Source organism: Neoroseomonas eburnea (assembly GCF_018129005.1).
GTDB lineage: Bacteria > Pseudomonadota > Alphaproteobacteria > Acetobacterales > Acetobacteraceae > Neoroseomonas > Neoroseomonas eburnea.
Genome location: NZ_JAAEDL010000010.1, coordinates 69,977 through 84,850 on the forward strand (window position 1 = coordinate 69,977; position 14,874 = coordinate 84,850).

A 14,874-nucleotide genomic window follows, 5' to 3' on the forward strand; every position below is an offset into this window, starting at 1 on the left:
GAGGGTTTGGCGGCCCGGGGCCCCCGGCCCCTGCCAAGGCGGCGGCAAACGATCTACCCTGCGTGCCGGAGGTGAACTGATGGACGAGGATTTCCGCCGCGCCGCGCTCGACTACCACCGGCTGCCGCGGCCCGGGAAGCTGGCGATCGAGCCGACCAAGCGCATGGCGACCCAGCGCGACCTCGGGCTCGCCTATTCGCCCGGCGTCGCCGCGGCCTGCGAGGCGATCGCGGCCGACCCCGTCGCCGCCTACGACTACACCACCCGCGGCAACATGGTCGCCGTCATCACCAATGGCACGGCGGTGCTCGGCCTCGGCGCGATCGGCGCGCTGGCGTCGAAGCCGGTGATGGAAGGCAAGGCGGTCCTCTTCAAGAAGTTCGCCGGCATCGATTCGATCGATATCGAGGTCGAGGAACGCGACCCCGCCAGGTTCATCGAGGTGGTCGCGGCGCTGGAACCTTCCTTCGGCGCCATCAACCTCGAGGACATCAAGGCCCCGGAGTGCTTCGTCATCGAGCGCACCCTGCGCGAGCGGATGAAGATCCCGGTCTTCCACGACGACCAGCACGGCACCGCCATCATCGTCGCCGCCGCGATCCGGAACGGCCTGCTGGTCCAGGGCAAGCGCATCGAGGACGTCAAGCTGGTCAATACCGGCGGCGGCGCGGCGGCGCTCGCCTGCCTCGACCTGCTGGTGTCGATGGGGCTGAAGCGGGAGAACGTCACGATCTGCGATATCGGCGGCGTGGTCCATGCCGGTCGCAACGACCTCGACCCCTACAAGGCGAAATGGGCGCGGGTGACGGAAGCCCGCACGCTGGAGGACGCCCTGCCGGGGGCGGATGTCTTCCTCGGCCTGTCGGCGCCGCGCGTGCTGAAGCCCGAATGGCTGAAGCACTTGGCGCCGAAGCCGCTGGTCCTGGCGCTGGCCAACCCCGAGCCGGAGATCCTGCCGGAAGCCGTCCGCGCCGCACGGCCGGACGCCATCGTGGCGACGGGGCGGACCGATTACCCGAACCAGGTCAACAACGTTCTTTGCTTCCCCTTCATCTTCCGTGGCGCGCTCGACGTCGGCGCGACCACGATCAACGAGGAGATGAAGATCGCGACGGCGGACGCCATCGCCGCGCTCGCGCGCGTCGAGGCCTCTGAGGTCGTCGCTGCCGCCTATGGCGGGCAGGCGCCCGTCTTCGGCCCGGACTACATCATCCCGAAGCCCTTCGACCCGCGCCTGATCCTGGAGATCGCTCCGGCGGTGGCGAAGGCGGCGATGGAATCCGGCGTCGCCACGCGCCCGATCGCCGATTTCGAGGCCTATCGGCGGGAGTTGGAGCGCAACGTCTTCCGCTCCGGCAACCTGATGCGCCCGGTCTTCGAGGCCGCGCGCAAGCGCCCGCGCCGGGTCGCCTATGCCGAGGGCGAGGACGAGCGCACGCTGCGCGCCGTGCAGTCGGTGGTGGATGAAGCCATCGCCGAGCCGATCCTGGTCGGCCGCCGCGCGGTCATCGAGGCCAAGGTCAGGGCGCTCGGCCTGCGCATGGATCTCGGCGAGAGCGTGCAGGTGCTCGATCCCACCGTCGATGCCGAGGTGTTCGGGCCGCTGACCGAACTCTACCGCCTCAAGGTCGGCCGCCGCGGCACGCCGCCGGACGCGGCGGCGAAGCGCGTCGCGACGCGCGCCGCCGTTGCCGCCTCCCTGCTGCTGGAGGCCGGCCATGCCGATGCGGCCATCTGCGGCGGCCTCGGCGACTGGATGGGGCAGTGGAAGCACGTGCTCGACATCATCGGCAAATGCGAGGATGTCGGCCGGGTCTATGCGCTCTCGGGCCTGGTGACGCGTGCGGGCGAGCACCTGTTTGTCGTCGACACGCATCTCTGCCTGGAACCCACCGCGGAACAGATCGCCGAGATGACGCTGCTCGCCGCCGAGCAGGTGCGCACCTTCGGCATCACGCCGAAGGTGGCGCTGCTGTCGCATTCCTCCTTCGGCGCCTCCCACGCGCCTTCGGCGCGGCGCATGCGCCAGGCGCTGGCGCTGATCCGCCGGCAGGACCCTTCGCTGGAGGTGGACGGCGAGATGCACGCCGACGCGGCGCTGATCCCGGCGATCCGTGCCCGCGCGGTGCCCGACAGCAGGCTCGACGGGGCGGCGAACCTGCTGGTCATGCCGGGGATCGACGCGGCCAACATCGCCTTCAACCTGGTCAAGGCGGCGACAGACGGGTTGCAGCTCGGCCCGCTGCTGCTGGGCATGAACAAGCCGATCCACGTGCTGGTGCCGAGCGTAACCGCACGCGGCATCCTGAACGTGACGGCGCTCGCGGTCGCGCAGGCCAACGCCGCGGTCTGAGGCGGCCCGGGGGCTTGGTCCGGCAGGTGCGCCGGTCCATAAGCGCGAAGATCGGAAGCGGAAAGGGGTTTTGCCCCTCTCCGGACCTCTCCCCGCCAATGGCCCTGTGGCCTTTGGAAACCGGGCTCGGCGCCGCGCCACAAGCTTGGGACCGGACGGTTCAGGCGCATCCTGCGCCGCGGGATCGTGAATTCGGGTGCCGGGCGCCAGTTCGCCGTGGTCCGGGGGCCCGCGGGCCCCGGGCGGGGTGGTTTGGAGAGGCAGCGTCCCTCCAATCTTCGCACCTCCGAGGCGCAGCCCGTCTCCAATCAACAGCGCCAGAAGTCAGCACGCATGGCGCGCCGCCCTTCTCGGGCTTACCCCGTCGGGCATCCCACGGCCGATGCAGCGCATGGGCAACCAGGACCCATTGGCCGTCAGGCCGTTCGAAGCCGAGTTGCGCGCCGAGTGTCAGGTCCGCGCGGGCAGGGGCCGCGCGGCGCGGCTGATTTCCGCCAGCAGCGTCCAGACGCGGTCGGCATCCATCCGCACCTCCGGGTCGTTCAACAGCCGGTCCAGTTCGGTCATTCGTCGCTCGAGATCAGCGGTCGACATGGGACTCTCCTCGTCCGCGCCAGGATCCGAATGTCGCCGAGGAAAGCGTCGGAAACGTGAAGAGGCTGCGGCAGCCCGCGGGCGCGCGCAGCGACGGGGGCTACCCGCGGCAGAGCACCTGGAAGACCGCCGGGGCCACCGCCGCCGAAACCGCCCGTGCGCCGGTGCCCCCGGCAGTGCGGCTGCGTTCGGGCTGCACCCCCTGCTCGACCAGGAAGCGCTCCACCTCCGAGGCTCGGATGGCGAAGTTGATGCCCTGCGGCAGGCTGCCGGTGGCGCGCAGCACGGCAAGGTCGTTCAGCCGCCCCACCGCCACGCCGAGCAGCATCCCGGCATCGTCCACCGCCGGCCCACCGGAATTCCCCGGCTGCACCGCGGCGTTCATCTGGAAGCGTGAGGCATCGCCCCCCGGCCCCACCAGGCCGGTCACGATGCCGTTGGTCACGTTGATGCCCGTCCCGAGTGCCTGGCCATAGGGGAAACCGAAGACCAGGACGGTCTCGCCGAGATCCACCGCGGTCTGGCTGCGGAACGGCACCACCGATTCGAAGCGCCGCCCGGTGTCGATCAGCGCCAGGTCGCGCCGGCGATCGGCGGCGATCACGCGGACCCGGCGGCCGCGCTCATCCACCACCGTGCTGCAGCCCTGCACGACATGGGCATTGGTCACGGCCAAGCCGTTCGTCGTCACCGCGAAGGCCGAGCCGCTGCCGATCGGCCGGCCGGCGCGGCGCGGCGCCGCCGGCGCATCCTCGGCGACCGAATCACCGCCCGGCGCGGGCTTGCCCGTGGCGCCTGGCGTCCCGGGCGGCGCCGCAGCGGCCGGCGGTTCGGTCGCGGTTCCGTCGGGGCCGACGCGCACGGCCCGCCCGTCCGGCAGGCGGATGTAGCGCGCGACCGGTGTGGAACCGCCGCCATAGTCGGTGACCATGGTGCCCTGATCCGCGCTTGGCGGCGGGGCCTCCGCCGGCGAGGGGATGGGCTCCGCGCAACCGGCGGCGAACAGCAACAGCAGGGGGATCGCGATGCGCATGCTCACCATCAGATTGGGTTGCCGCATCGCCCGCGGAAGGGCACCTGCGGGGTCACGCCGCCTGTCGTGCCGCCGGCACCGCGCGCATCCGCCCGCCCGGCACCGCGCCCGGGATGGCGGCAGCCATGTCGGCGGCGACCAGCAGCCTGTTCCACTCCACACCGGTCTGCACGCCCATGCGGCGGAACATCCACACCACGTCCTCCGTCGCCACATTGCCCGTCGCGCCCGGCGCGAAGGGGCAGCCGCCGATGCCGCCGGCGGCGGAATCGAACACCCGGCAGCCGGCTTCCCAGGCGGCTGCGACGTTGGCGACGCCCATGCCGTAGGTGTCATGGCCGTGGAAGGCGAAGCGGTCGCCCCACGCGCCGATGGCGTGGCGGAAGATACGGCCGACCTGGTCGGGGCTCGCATTGCCGGTGGTGTCGGCGAGCGCGATCTCCATCTCCGGGTCCAGGGCGACGATGCGTTCCACCCATTCCAGCGCCTCGGCTTCCGGCACCACGCCGTCGAAGGGGCAATGGAAGACGCAGGACAGGTTGAAGCGGATCTTCGTCCCCTTCGGCGTGTCCTTCACCAGCGTGGCCAACTCGGCGAAGGATTCCTCCCGCGTGCGGTTGAGGTTCGCCCTGTTGTGGCCCGCCGTCGCCGACATGAAGAATCCGAGGCGGTCGGCGCCATGCGCGATGGCCGTGTCGAAGCCGCGACGGTTCGGCACCAGCACGGTGGATTCCAGGCCCGGCATCCGCTTGCACGCAGCGAGCACGGCCTCGGTTCCCGCCATCTGCGGGATGGCCTTGGGGGAGACGAAGGAACCGACCTCCATGCGCCGCAACCCGGCATCGTAGCACGCCCGGATCAGCGCGATCTTCGCTTCGGTCGTCACCAAGGCGCCGGTGATGGACTGGATGCCGTCGCGCGGGGCGACCTCACTGATGATGGCGGTCTCGGGCATGTCTCTCTCCGCACGATGTCTTTGCGGAAGGGTGTAGTCCCCCGGCGGGGCCGGGGGCAATTCCGCGGGGTTCAGCCGTGCGGCGGCGTGCGCGGGCCGGGCAGCAGCTCGTAGGGCGCGCGCCAGCCGGGCAGGGCGCGCATCCGCCCGATCCAGGCGGACACCGCCGGATAGCGTGCCGCGAGCCCGAGCGGCCATTCCGCTTCCGGATAGTGCAGGTAGCCGTTCATCGAGATGTCCGCGATGGTCGGCCGCGTCCCGGTGATGAAGGCATGGCGTTCGAGCTGCTTCTCGGCGACCGCGAAGGCCGCCTCCACCCGCGCGCGGAAGAAGGCGACCACCGCCGGGTCGGGATCCTTGGCCCAGCCGAGCAGGAAGCGCCAGGTCGCGAGGTAGGAGGTGAACTTGTGGTTGTCGAAGAGGATCCAGCGCAGGATCTCTCGCCCTTCCGCCGGGTCGGCGGGAGCGAACTGTCCGGTGCGTTCCGCCAGATGGTGCAGGATGACGCCGGATTGGGAGAGCACGAGGCCGCCATCCTCGAGCACCGGCACCTCGCCCATCACCGAGACGCCTTCGCGCCATTCCGGCGTGCGCGTCTGCCCCGTGGCGAAATAGTCCACCCAGACGCCGCGCCACGGCGTGCCGGTGAGCGCGAGCATCAGCGCCGCCTTGTAGCAGCCGCCGGATTCCGGAAAGCAGTGCAGGATCATCTCGTTCATGCCGCGCATCCTGGCGCGACCGGGGGCGCCAAGGCTATGCCGGATCGGACAAGGCTGCCGCGAGGGCCGCGAAAGCCTGGTCCGGGTCGCTCGTCTCCCCCTTCGGCTGCGTCAGCACCTGCTCGATCGCCGGGGCGAGGCGCACCGCGGCGTCGGCCTCCGGGTCGTTGCCCGGCCGATAGGCGCCGAGACGCACCAGATCCTTCACCTCCCCATAGGTCGAGAGCAGCCGCCGCGCCTCGGCCACCAGCGGCCGCTCATGCGGGTCGAGCACCGCCGGCGCGGTGCGGGAGAGCGAGCGCAGCACGTCGACCGGCGGATACCGGCCGCCTTCCGCGATGCGGCGGTCCAGCACGACATGCCCGTCGAGGATGCCGCGCACCGCATCCGCCACCGGCTCGTCATGGTCGTCGCCTTCGACCAGCACGGTGAACAGCGCGGTGACGGCGCCCGTGCAGCCTTCCTCCCCGGGGCCCGCGCGTTCCAGCAGCCGCGGCAACTCGGTGAAGACCGAGGGCGGATAGCCGCGCGTGGCCGGAGGTTCGCGCACCGCCAGGCCGATCTCGCGCAGGGCGAGGGCGAAGCGTGTCACGCTGTCCATCAGCAGCAGCACCTGGCGGCCCTGGTCGCGGAAATGCTCGGCGACGGTCATGGCGGCGTAGGCGGCTTCCCGCCGCACCGGCGCGGCGGTGTCGGAGGTGGCGCAGATGACGACGGACTTCGCCAGGCGTTCCGGGCCGAGGTCGTCCTCGATGAATTCGCGCAGCTCGCGGCCGCGCTCGCCGACCAGCGCGAAGACGATGACATCCGCCGCGACGCCGCCCGCCAGCATCGCCATCAGCGTTGATTTCCCAACGCCCGAGGCCGCGAACAATCCCAGCCGCTGCCCCTGCCGCACCGGGGCGAAGAGGTCGAGCGCCCGCACGCCGAGCGCCATGCGCGGTCCGAGCCGCGCGCGGCGCCCGGCTGGCGGCGCCGGCGCGTGGGTCGGCCGCGGTTGTGCACCGGGCGCGGGCGGCGGCCTGCCGTCCATCGGCTGGCCCATCGGGTCCAGCACGCGGCCGAGCCAGGAGTCGGAGACGGCGAGCGCCGGCCGCGGCGCCAGCACCGCGCGCGCGCCGGCGGACAGGCCGGTCAGCGGGCCGAGCGCGATCGCCTCCGCCCTGCCATCCCGGAAGGCGGCGATCTCCGCCAGCACCGGCAGGCCGCCGGGGGGTTCCAGCCGTACCCGGTCGCCGATCGCCGCGAGCGGCCCGAAGCCCTCAAGCGTGACCGCGAGCCCACCGAGGCCAATGACGCTGCCGCGCACCGATTCGCGCGGAAGGAGGTCGAGCGCGGCAGCGGTGGCGACGAGGTCGGGACGCATCACCGCATTGTGCGGCGGCCGGCCTTGGCGCGGGGTTAAGCCGGATCCGGGGGGCGTCCCGCGCCTCTGTCCGCCAGGTCCTACGGCAACCGCTCCGGCGCGCCACTCCTGCGAGCTCCTTCACCCGGTCCGGGCGGTCCATCGGATCGGGATCTGTCCGCACCCTCGATCAGCTCCGGGTGCCGAGGGCCTCTCGGCCGCTGGATTCCCGCGGCTGATGGTTCGCAATCGCAACGGGATGCCAGGCGGCGTGAGGCTAGAGCAGATCCCGATCAGGTGGAATCACCTGATCAGGCAAAGATGCTCGCGAAAACAAGAGGCTGGAGCGGTTGCCGTGAGCCAAGGCGAACGGAAGCCGCTCTAGGGGCGGGGCTCCACTCGAAAGGTGGGGCGGCGCCCATCTCTACCCCTGCGCCTCCTCCGCCAGCCGGGCGAGCGCGGCGCGGTAGGTCTCGTCGAACAGCGTGTCGAGCGCCGGGTTCACCCCCTTGCAGCCCGCCGCGACGCGTCCGGCCCAGCCGACATACTCGGTCCGCCGCGCGTGGTTCCAATTGGCCGGCGGGCTGTCCGCGATGGCGCGCAGATTGGCGATCTTGTCCGCCAGCTTGAGCTGCTTCGCCGCGTCGGAGGTCTTCGGGGCGTGGGAGATCTGCAGCGCCTTGCGCATCTCCTTGGGCAAGGACTTGTCGTCGGTGGCCTCGGCGACGATGTCGGCGATCCTCTCGCCGAAGGCCGCGACCAGGTCGGCATGGGTCGCCTCGGTATCCTCGACGGTGTCGTGCAGCAGCCCGGCGATCACCGCATCCTCCGGCGCGCCGTGCTCGGCGAGCAGGGCCGCGACTTCGATGACGTGGTTGACGTAGGGCTCGGCGGCGGCGCCCTTGCGGGTCTGGCCGGCGTGGGCGCGGGCGGCGAAGAGCGTCGCGCGCAGCAGGCGCGCGGCAGGGTCCGATCTGGCTTCCATCCTGGCTCTCATTGAGGGGCTTGCGCCCTCCGGCGCAAGAGGCCGAGGACGCAGGCCCGCTTCACGCCTGCGGCGCGTGCGGGTCGAGCACCGCATCCGGCAGCGCCATGACCCGCGCGCCATAGGTCCAGACGAGGGCGCAATCCACCCGCCGGCCGGGGAAGGCGGCGCGCAGCAGGGCGCGATAGGCCGCCATCTGCCGCAGGTAGAGCGGCGCCACCTTGGCCAGGTCCGTCGGCGGCGGGCGGTTGGTCTTGTAGTCCAGCACCAGCACGCGGTCGGGCTCGACCAGCAGGCGGTCCACCTGACCGGCGATCAGCCGCCCGCCGACGCGCCCGGCGAGCGGCGCCTCGGCCAGGCTGCCGGGTCCGAGCGCGGCGGCAACCAGCGGCTCGCGCAGCAGCGCCGCCACTTCCTCCAGCACGGCCGCCTGTTCCCCCGCGTCCAGGCCATGGCCCGGACGGGCGAGGAAGCGGCGCGCGACGTCGTCACGGTGCCCCGGAGGATGGTCGGGCAGGTGCTGGAGCAGCGCATGCACCAGCCGGCCGCGACGGAAGCGCAGGCCGCGCGGATCGTCGGAGGGGCGCGGCGGGGCGGCCGGGGTCTCCTCCTCACCGGGCAGGGCGGAGGGGGCGACGGCCCCTTCCGGTGCCTCGGGCGGTGCCGGGCGGCGCGCCCATTCGGGCAGGGCCGCAGCAGCCGCCGGCGCACGCGGCGGGTCCTCGGCCTTCGGCGCCGCCGCCTGTGCGCCGTCGAGGCGGCGCATGGTGGCCTCGGCCGGGAAGGGGTCGTGCGGGCCGTCGAAGGGGGACTCCGCGGCGCCGTCCAGGCGGGCGAAGCCCTGCTCCACCAGCCGGTACCAGCAGCCGGGCGGCACCTCCTTCTTGCCCTGCCAGCCGCAGACCACCAGCCGGTCCTCGGCGCGCGTCAGGGCGACGTAGAGCAGGCGGTGCTGTTCCTTCGCCTCGTTGTCGCGGTCCTGCTGGCGACGGGTGGCGAGGGCCGGGGCAGCGAAGCCTTCCTGCTTCGGCGCCCAGGCGGGCAGGTCGTCCTCGATCCAGCGCAGCGTCGCGCGGTCGGGCGGCGCGCCGGTGGTGTCGGGCAGGATGACGATCGGCGCCTGCAACCCCTTGGCGCCGTGCACGGTCATGATGCGCACGGCGTTGCCGGCGCCCTCCGCCTCGCGCTTCACCTCCGCGCCGCCGCCGCGCAGGCGGTGGACGAAGCCCTGCAGCGAGGGCGGGTGGGAGCGTTCGTGTTCCAGCGCGGCGGCGAGGAACTCGTCCATCGGGTCGGCCGCATCCGGGCCGAGCCGCGCCAGCATGCGCGCCCGCCCCGCGCGGCTGTCGAGCGGCCCCGGCCCGCCCAGCACCGCGGCGAAGAGCGCGTGCGGCGTTGCGAGGTCGGCCCGCCCCAGCAGCGCGGTGATCCAGCCGGCCACGCGGCCGAGGCGCGATTCCGCCCCGCGATGCGCCGCCAGCGCCATCCACAGCGATGCGGTCCGCGGCTGGGCGAGGTCGTAGAGCTCCTCCTCCGACAGCCCTACCAGCGGAGATTTCAGCAGCGCGGCGAGGGAGAGGTCATCGTCGGGCAGCAGCAGCACGTCGGCGAGCGCGAGCAGGTCCTGCACCGCCACCTGTTCGGCCAGGACCATGCGATCGACGCCGCCGACCGGGATGCGCAGGTCCTTCAGCGCGCGCACCAGCGAGGCGACGAAGCCGCCGCGGGCACGCGTGCGCACCAGCACCAGGATGTCGCCGGGCCGCACCGGGCGGCCGTTCGGCTGCTCGGCCTCACGGCCCTTCTCGACGCGTGCGGGCAGCGTCTCGTGGTCCAGCATGTGGCGGATGCGCGCGGCGATCAGCGTCGCGAGGCGCTGCGCCGCGCCCTCGCCGTCGACCGGCGCATCGGGCGGCGCCCAGGCGGGCGGGGCCTCGGCCTCGGCCACCTGGAGCAGCGGCCAGAGCTCGACGCTGCCGGCCTGGCCGGCGCGGTCCGCGTAGTGGCGCAGCGTCGCACCGGGCTCGACCACACCCTCCCGCGCCGCGCCCTCGGCGAAGACCGCATCGACCAGCGCCAGCACCGGCGCGGTGGAACGGAAGGAGACGTCGAGCGGCACCGGCCGGAAATCGAGCCCCGCCTGCGGCACGACGGCGCCGTAATGCGTGCGCTCGCGGGAGAAGCCTTCCGCGTCGGCACCCTGGAAGCCGTAGATGGACTGCTTGACGTCGCCGACGGCGAAGATGGTGCGGCCCTGCTCGCGCGCGCCCTCGCCGGCAAAGAACTCGCCGGTCAGGGCACGCACGATGCCCCATTGGTCGGGGTTGGAATCCTGCGCCTCGTCCAGCAGCACGTGGTCCAGGCCGCCATCGAGCTTGAACAGCACCCAGGCGCTGCCGGGGTCCTCGAGCAGCCGCTGCGCGCCCGCGATCAGGTCGTCGTAGTCGAGCATGCCGGCGCGGTTCTTCGCTGCCTCGTAGCGCTTCAGCACCGGCGTGCCGATGGCGAGCAGCGCCATGGTGGCGGCGAGCACGCGGGTGGCGGCGCGGGCGTTCTCGACGCCGACGATGCGTTCCCCTTCATCCTGCATCGCGGCGAGGATCGTCGCGTAGTCGCCGGCGATGCGCTTGTCCCCGGTGACCAGCGTCTTGCGCACGGTGTTGTCGCCGGTGACGAAGATGCGCCGCCATTCGTCCCAGCGGGCGATGCGTGCGTCCTGATCCGCCGTCAGCCAGGCGATCATCGCGGCGGCGTTGCGCTGGTCGGTCTTCTCGTTGCCGCTGCGGCCGAGCGCGCGCGCGGCGGCGATGAGCGGTGCTTCCTCCAGCGCGCAGGCGGCCCGCAGCACGGCGTCCTCCGTCGCCTGGCCCACGCGCAGGCCGAGCGTGTGGGCGAGCGCGGCCTCGAATCCCGCCAGCCCTTGCCGGCTATCCACCGCCTTCAGCAGGCGGCCGCGTGACTGGGCCAGCGTGCCGAGCACCTCGGCGAAGCGGTCCGGCGGCACGAGCCGCGCGAGATGCGCCAGCGCCGCGCGGTCCGGCGCGCCGGCGAGCACCGCCTCGCGCTCCCGCGCCAGCATGGCGCGTGCCTCCTGGTCCTCCACCACGGCGAATTGCGGCGCGAGGCCGGCTTCCAGCGGGAAGGCGCGCAACAGGGATTGCGCGAAGGCGTGGATGGTGGAGATGCGCATGCCGCCCGGCTGTTCGAGCACGCGCACGAAAAGCGCGCGCGCGGCGCGCAATTCGTCCTCGCCCGGCGCGCGACCGGTCAGCGTGGCGAGGGTGGCGGCAAGCTTGCCGTCCTCATCCGTGGCCCAGCCGCCGAGCGCCTTGGCCAGCCGCGTCGCCATCTGCGCCGCCGCAGCCTTGGTGAAGGTGAGGCAGAGGATGCGCCCCGGCTCCACGCCGGCGAGCAGCAGGCGCAGCACGCGGTCGGTCAGCAGCTTGGTCTTGCCGGAGCCGGCGCTGGCTTCGACCCAGGCGGAGGCGGCGGGGTCGGAGGCGCGGGATTGGGCGTGTTCCGCGCGCTGGCGAGGGGTTTGAGTCATGGGGGAGTGAACTCCCCCATACCCCCTCCTTCTCTTGTCACTTGGGAACCGACAGCCGAAGTCAGTTCCCAAGTTCCAGAGAAGGGAGGGGGCTCGGGGGAGGTTCCCCTCCCCCGGACGTCTTCCGTCATGCCTCGCCCACTCCTGCCGACCATTCCTCGATCCGCGCCAGATGGTCGTACTCGCCCCCCGGCGCGCTGCGCGAGGGATGCGGCCGCGACGCGAAGGGCGCCTCGCCGAGCAGCCAGCGTGCCGCCAGGTTCTCCAGCCTCTCGCGCGCGATCGCCGCGTAGTCCTCGGCGGTGGCGTCGATCGCCTTGACCTCGCCCGGCACTTCGCCGCCGGTCAGGCGCCAGTAGACGAGTTCCGTCGCGGTGCCGCCCTCGCTGCCGGGGAAGGCGCCCTGCTGCAGCAGCCAGGCCTCGATCGGCAGTTGCGGCGCGTTGCCTTCCGCAAGGTCGCGCGGCTTCGGCACGGTGCCGGTCTTGTAGTCCACCACGCGCCAGCCGCCGGCAGTCAGGTGGTCGAGCCGGTCGGCGCGCGCCTCGATCTCCACCTCGCCTTCCGGCAGGCGGAGCAGCGCCGTGCCCTTGGTCTCCACCAGACAGGCGGCGAGGCCGCCGGCGCGGCGCAGCGCCTCCTCCTCGGCGATGGCGAAGGCGCCGATATTGGCCAGCCGCGGCGTCCAAAAGGCGAGGATGCCCGGGCGATCCGCGTGGGCGGCCAGCGCGGTCTCGCTGGCGCGCCGCCAGTGCTCCGCGGCGGCCTCCGCACCGGGCCAGCCGGTGCCGAGCGCGCGCAGGAAGCCCGCCATCGCGTCGTGCACCAGGGTGCCGTACTCGATGGCGCCGACATCTTCCTCGAGCGCGTCCAGCGGCGCGAGGCGCAGCACGCGCTTCGCATAGAAGGCGTAGGGATCGGCGATCAGCAGCCCGGCATCGGAAACGGTCAGGCGGCGCGGCCGCGCGACGGCGGGCGGCGCGGGCGCGGGGCGCGGGCAGGGCGTGACGGTGGCCGGCGCATCGAGCGCCGCCGCCCATCCCGCCGCCGGGGAGGGCGCGAGCGCCAGCCCGTCCTGCCCGGCGAGGAAAGTGTCCAGCCGCGTCAGCCAGCGCGCCGGCACGGTCGGCGAGCCGCCGCGCCGCGCGGCGGTGGAGAGAACCGCCTCCGGCGCCGCCGCCGCGGCGGTGAGGAAATCCGCCGCCACGCGGCCGATGCGCGCCTCCGGCTCCGGCAGGCCGAACTGGGCGCGCATCGGGCGGCTCATCCAAGGGCCGGGTTCGGTCGCCTGCGGCCAGACGGATTCCTCGAGCGCGCCGAGCACCACGCGGTCGAAGGATTGCAGCCGCGCTTCCAGCAGGCCGAGCACGGCGATACGCGGATGCGCCGCGTCGCCGCGCCCGCGCACGGCGCGCAGGGAGGGCGCGACGGGGCCGGCGAGCGCGGCCTCGAACAGGTCCGGCCAGTCGGCGGGCGAAAGGGGCGGCAGGTGCGGCAGCGCCTCGGAGAGATCGTGCAGGTGGCGGGCGAGGGGTTCGCCTTCCTCGCCGGCATAGAGGCGCAGGCCGCCGGGCAGGTCCGGCGTGGCGGCGAGCGCCTCGGCCGCCGCCATATGCGCGGCCAGGAGATCGGCGGCGGGGCGCGCCGGGCTGTCGGGCAGCGTCGCGAAGCCTTCCAGTGCGGCGTCCAGCGCGGTCAGCAGCGCTTCGACCGGAGCCGGCATGCTGCCCTTCCAGGCCGCGACGGCCGTGGCGCGCAGCCCGGCCAGCCCCGGCGCCGGGCGCGGCCCGCGCAGCGCGCGCCGTTCCAGCATGCGCGCCGCCGCCAGCCATTCCGCGCGATCCATCCCCCCGGCGCAGAGCGGGTGCTTCAGCACCGAAAGCAGCGGCACCGGCGCGAAGCCTTCCGCGACCATGCGCGCGATGAGGCGGAGGAAGGTCGCGGCAGGTGTCTCGGCCAAGGGTTCGCCGGCGGAATCATCGGCGGTGATGCCATGGCGGGCGAGTTCCGAGGAGACGCGCCGCGCCAGGTCGCGATCCGGCGTAACCAGGGCGGCAGTGCGGCCGGGCGTCTCGATCGCCCCGCGCAGCAGCAGCGCGATGGCGGCCGCTTCCTGCTGCGCGTCGGCGGCAACCAGGCGGGTGATGCCGGCGGCCGCGGCGGACCAGCGCGCCGGGTCGCGCTGCGTCCAGGTGTCGAGACCCTCCGCCGGGTGCAGGGCGCGGCCCAGCAGCACGGCGCGGTCGGGCACGGCGCCCTCCGGTGCCGCTTCGTGCCACGGGCGGAGCTCGGCGGGTGTCGCCGCCAGCGCCGCGAGCAGCCGCGCCTGGCCGGCCAGCGGATGCGTCGGCGCCTTGCGGATCGCTTCCCACAGCGTCGCGTCCACGGGTTCCGGCAGGCCTTGCAGCACAACGGCGCCCTGCGGCGCGGCGGCGAGCACGCGCAGCAGCGCCGCCGCGGCAGGAATGGTGCCGCCGGCGCCGATGCCGGCGGTGATGGTCGGGTGTTCCGGCGGCGCGGCGCGCCACGCGGCGGCCTGGGCCGCCAGGGCCTTCACGCGACGCACGCCGATGTCGAGCAGGCCCCGGCCGTTCAGCCAAGTGTTCCAGTCGGTGGCGACGGCGCGCAGCACGGTGGTGGTGATCTGCCAGTGCTGCGCGTGGCGGTCCGGCACCAGCCCATCCAGCCGCGCGAGCCAGGCGGCGGCGAATTCCTCCGGCGGCGCGGTCTCGAGCATGGCGAGGTCGGGTTCTTCGAGCGCGATCTCGTCGAACAGGCGCGCGAGCTCCCCGGCCAGGAGCCAGGCCTGTTCCGGCGTGGCGGGACCGCCGGCGCGGCGCGGGACGCGGCCGGCCATCTCCGCCAGCACCGCCTGGCGCGTCAGTGGCGCGACGGCGGGCGGCAGGTCGAGCAGGTCGGGCAGCGCCAGTTCGTCCGCTTCCTCGGTGGAAAGGCCGGCCAGCGCGCGCATGCGCGGCAGCAGCAGGGCACGGCCGCCGGCGGCGCGGAGGAAGGCTTCGCGCAGGCCGCGCGCGGCGCGGCGCGTGGGCAGCAGGATGGTGGCGCGGGCGAGGGCGTCGGGCGCATCGGACGGCAGGCGCGCCAGCACGCCGGCGGCGAGGGTGTCGAGGAACGGCGCGTGAGGCGGGATGGCGAAGAGGTTCATTGGGCGCGACGGTCGCGCGGGGAGGGCTCTGCCCTCCCCGGAACCCCACCCGCCAAAGGCCTAAGGGCCTTTGGAAACCTCGACCTGATCGGCGGATTGGCGGAGGAGCGCCGCGCGTGCGCCCCGCCCCTCCGCCAATCCGCCGATGAAACAACGCTGTCCAGAGGACCTTCGGCC

Annotated in this window: 9 protein-coding genes; 1 reads left to right on the forward strand and 8 read right to left on the reverse strand. The window is 73.4% G+C overall.

From position 1 onward, the window contains the following. The first annotated feature begins 79 nt into the window (after positions 1 to 79). Positions 80 to 2,353: an NADP-dependent malic enzyme gene (locus GXW74_RS11995; RefSeq protein WP_211846744.1), complete on the forward strand. Its 2,274-nt coding sequence runs from the start codon at positions 80 to 82 to the stop codon at positions 2,351 to 2,353. A gap of 450 nt (positions 2,354 to 2,803) precedes the next feature. Here GXW74_RS11995 and GXW74_RS12000 read toward each other — a convergent pair whose 3' ends face one another. The 8 genes from GXW74_RS12000 to addB form a co-directional block, all read right to left on the reverse strand. Then, complete coding sequence (locus GXW74_RS12000) at positions 2,804 to 2,947, reverse strand: peptide chain release factor 1 (RefSeq protein ID WP_211846745.1); 144 nt, start codon at positions 2,945 to 2,947, stop codon at positions 2,804 to 2,806. A 100-nt stretch (positions 2,948 to 3,047) separates the two neighbouring features. Beyond that, positions 3,048 to 3,980, reverse strand: a complete 933-nt coding sequence (locus GXW74_RS12005; protein ID WP_211846746.1) for a S1C family serine protease — start codon at positions 3,978 to 3,980, stop codon at positions 3,048 to 3,050. A 52-nt stretch (positions 3,981 to 4,032) separates the two neighbouring features. Continuing rightward, the gene (locus GXW74_RS12010; RefSeq protein ID WP_211846747.1) at positions 4,033 to 4,935 is read right to left on the reverse strand and encodes a hydroxymethylglutaryl-CoA lyase; all 903 of its coding nucleotides are present in this window, start codon (positions 4,933 to 4,935) and stop codon (positions 4,033 to 4,035) included. A 71-nt stretch (positions 4,936 to 5,006) separates the two neighbouring features. Beyond that, on the reverse strand, positions 5,007 to 5,654 hold the full coding sequence (locus GXW74_RS12015) for a glutathione S-transferase family protein (protein WP_211846748.1): 648 nt from the start codon (positions 5,652 to 5,654) through the stop codon (positions 5,007 to 5,009). A 34-nt stretch (positions 5,655 to 5,688) separates the two neighbouring features. Then, entirely contained in the window at positions 5,689 to 7,020 is a 1,332-nt protein-coding gene (locus GXW74_RS12020; protein ID WP_211846749.1) for a FliI/YscN family ATPase, read from the reverse strand. Between the two features lie 403 nt (positions 7,021 to 7,423). Further along, complete coding sequence (locus tag GXW74_RS12025; RefSeq protein WP_246523250.1) at positions 7,424 to 7,984, reverse strand: HD domain-containing protein; 561 nt, start codon at positions 7,982 to 7,984, stop codon at positions 7,424 to 7,426. A gap of 61 nt (positions 7,985 to 8,045) precedes the next feature. Further along, positions 8,046 to 11,531, reverse strand: coding sequence for a double-strand break repair helicase AddA (gene addA, locus GXW74_RS12030; RefSeq protein ID WP_211846751.1), 3,486 nt, complete (start codon positions 11,529 to 11,531; stop codon positions 8,046 to 8,048). Between the two features lie 127 nt (positions 11,532 to 11,658). After that, positions 11,659 to 14,697, reverse strand: a complete 3,039-nt coding sequence (gene addB, locus GXW74_RS12035) for a double-strand break repair protein AddB (protein ID WP_211846752.1) — start codon at positions 14,695 to 14,697, stop codon at positions 11,659 to 11,661. Positions 14,698 to 14,874 lie beyond the last annotated feature (177 nt).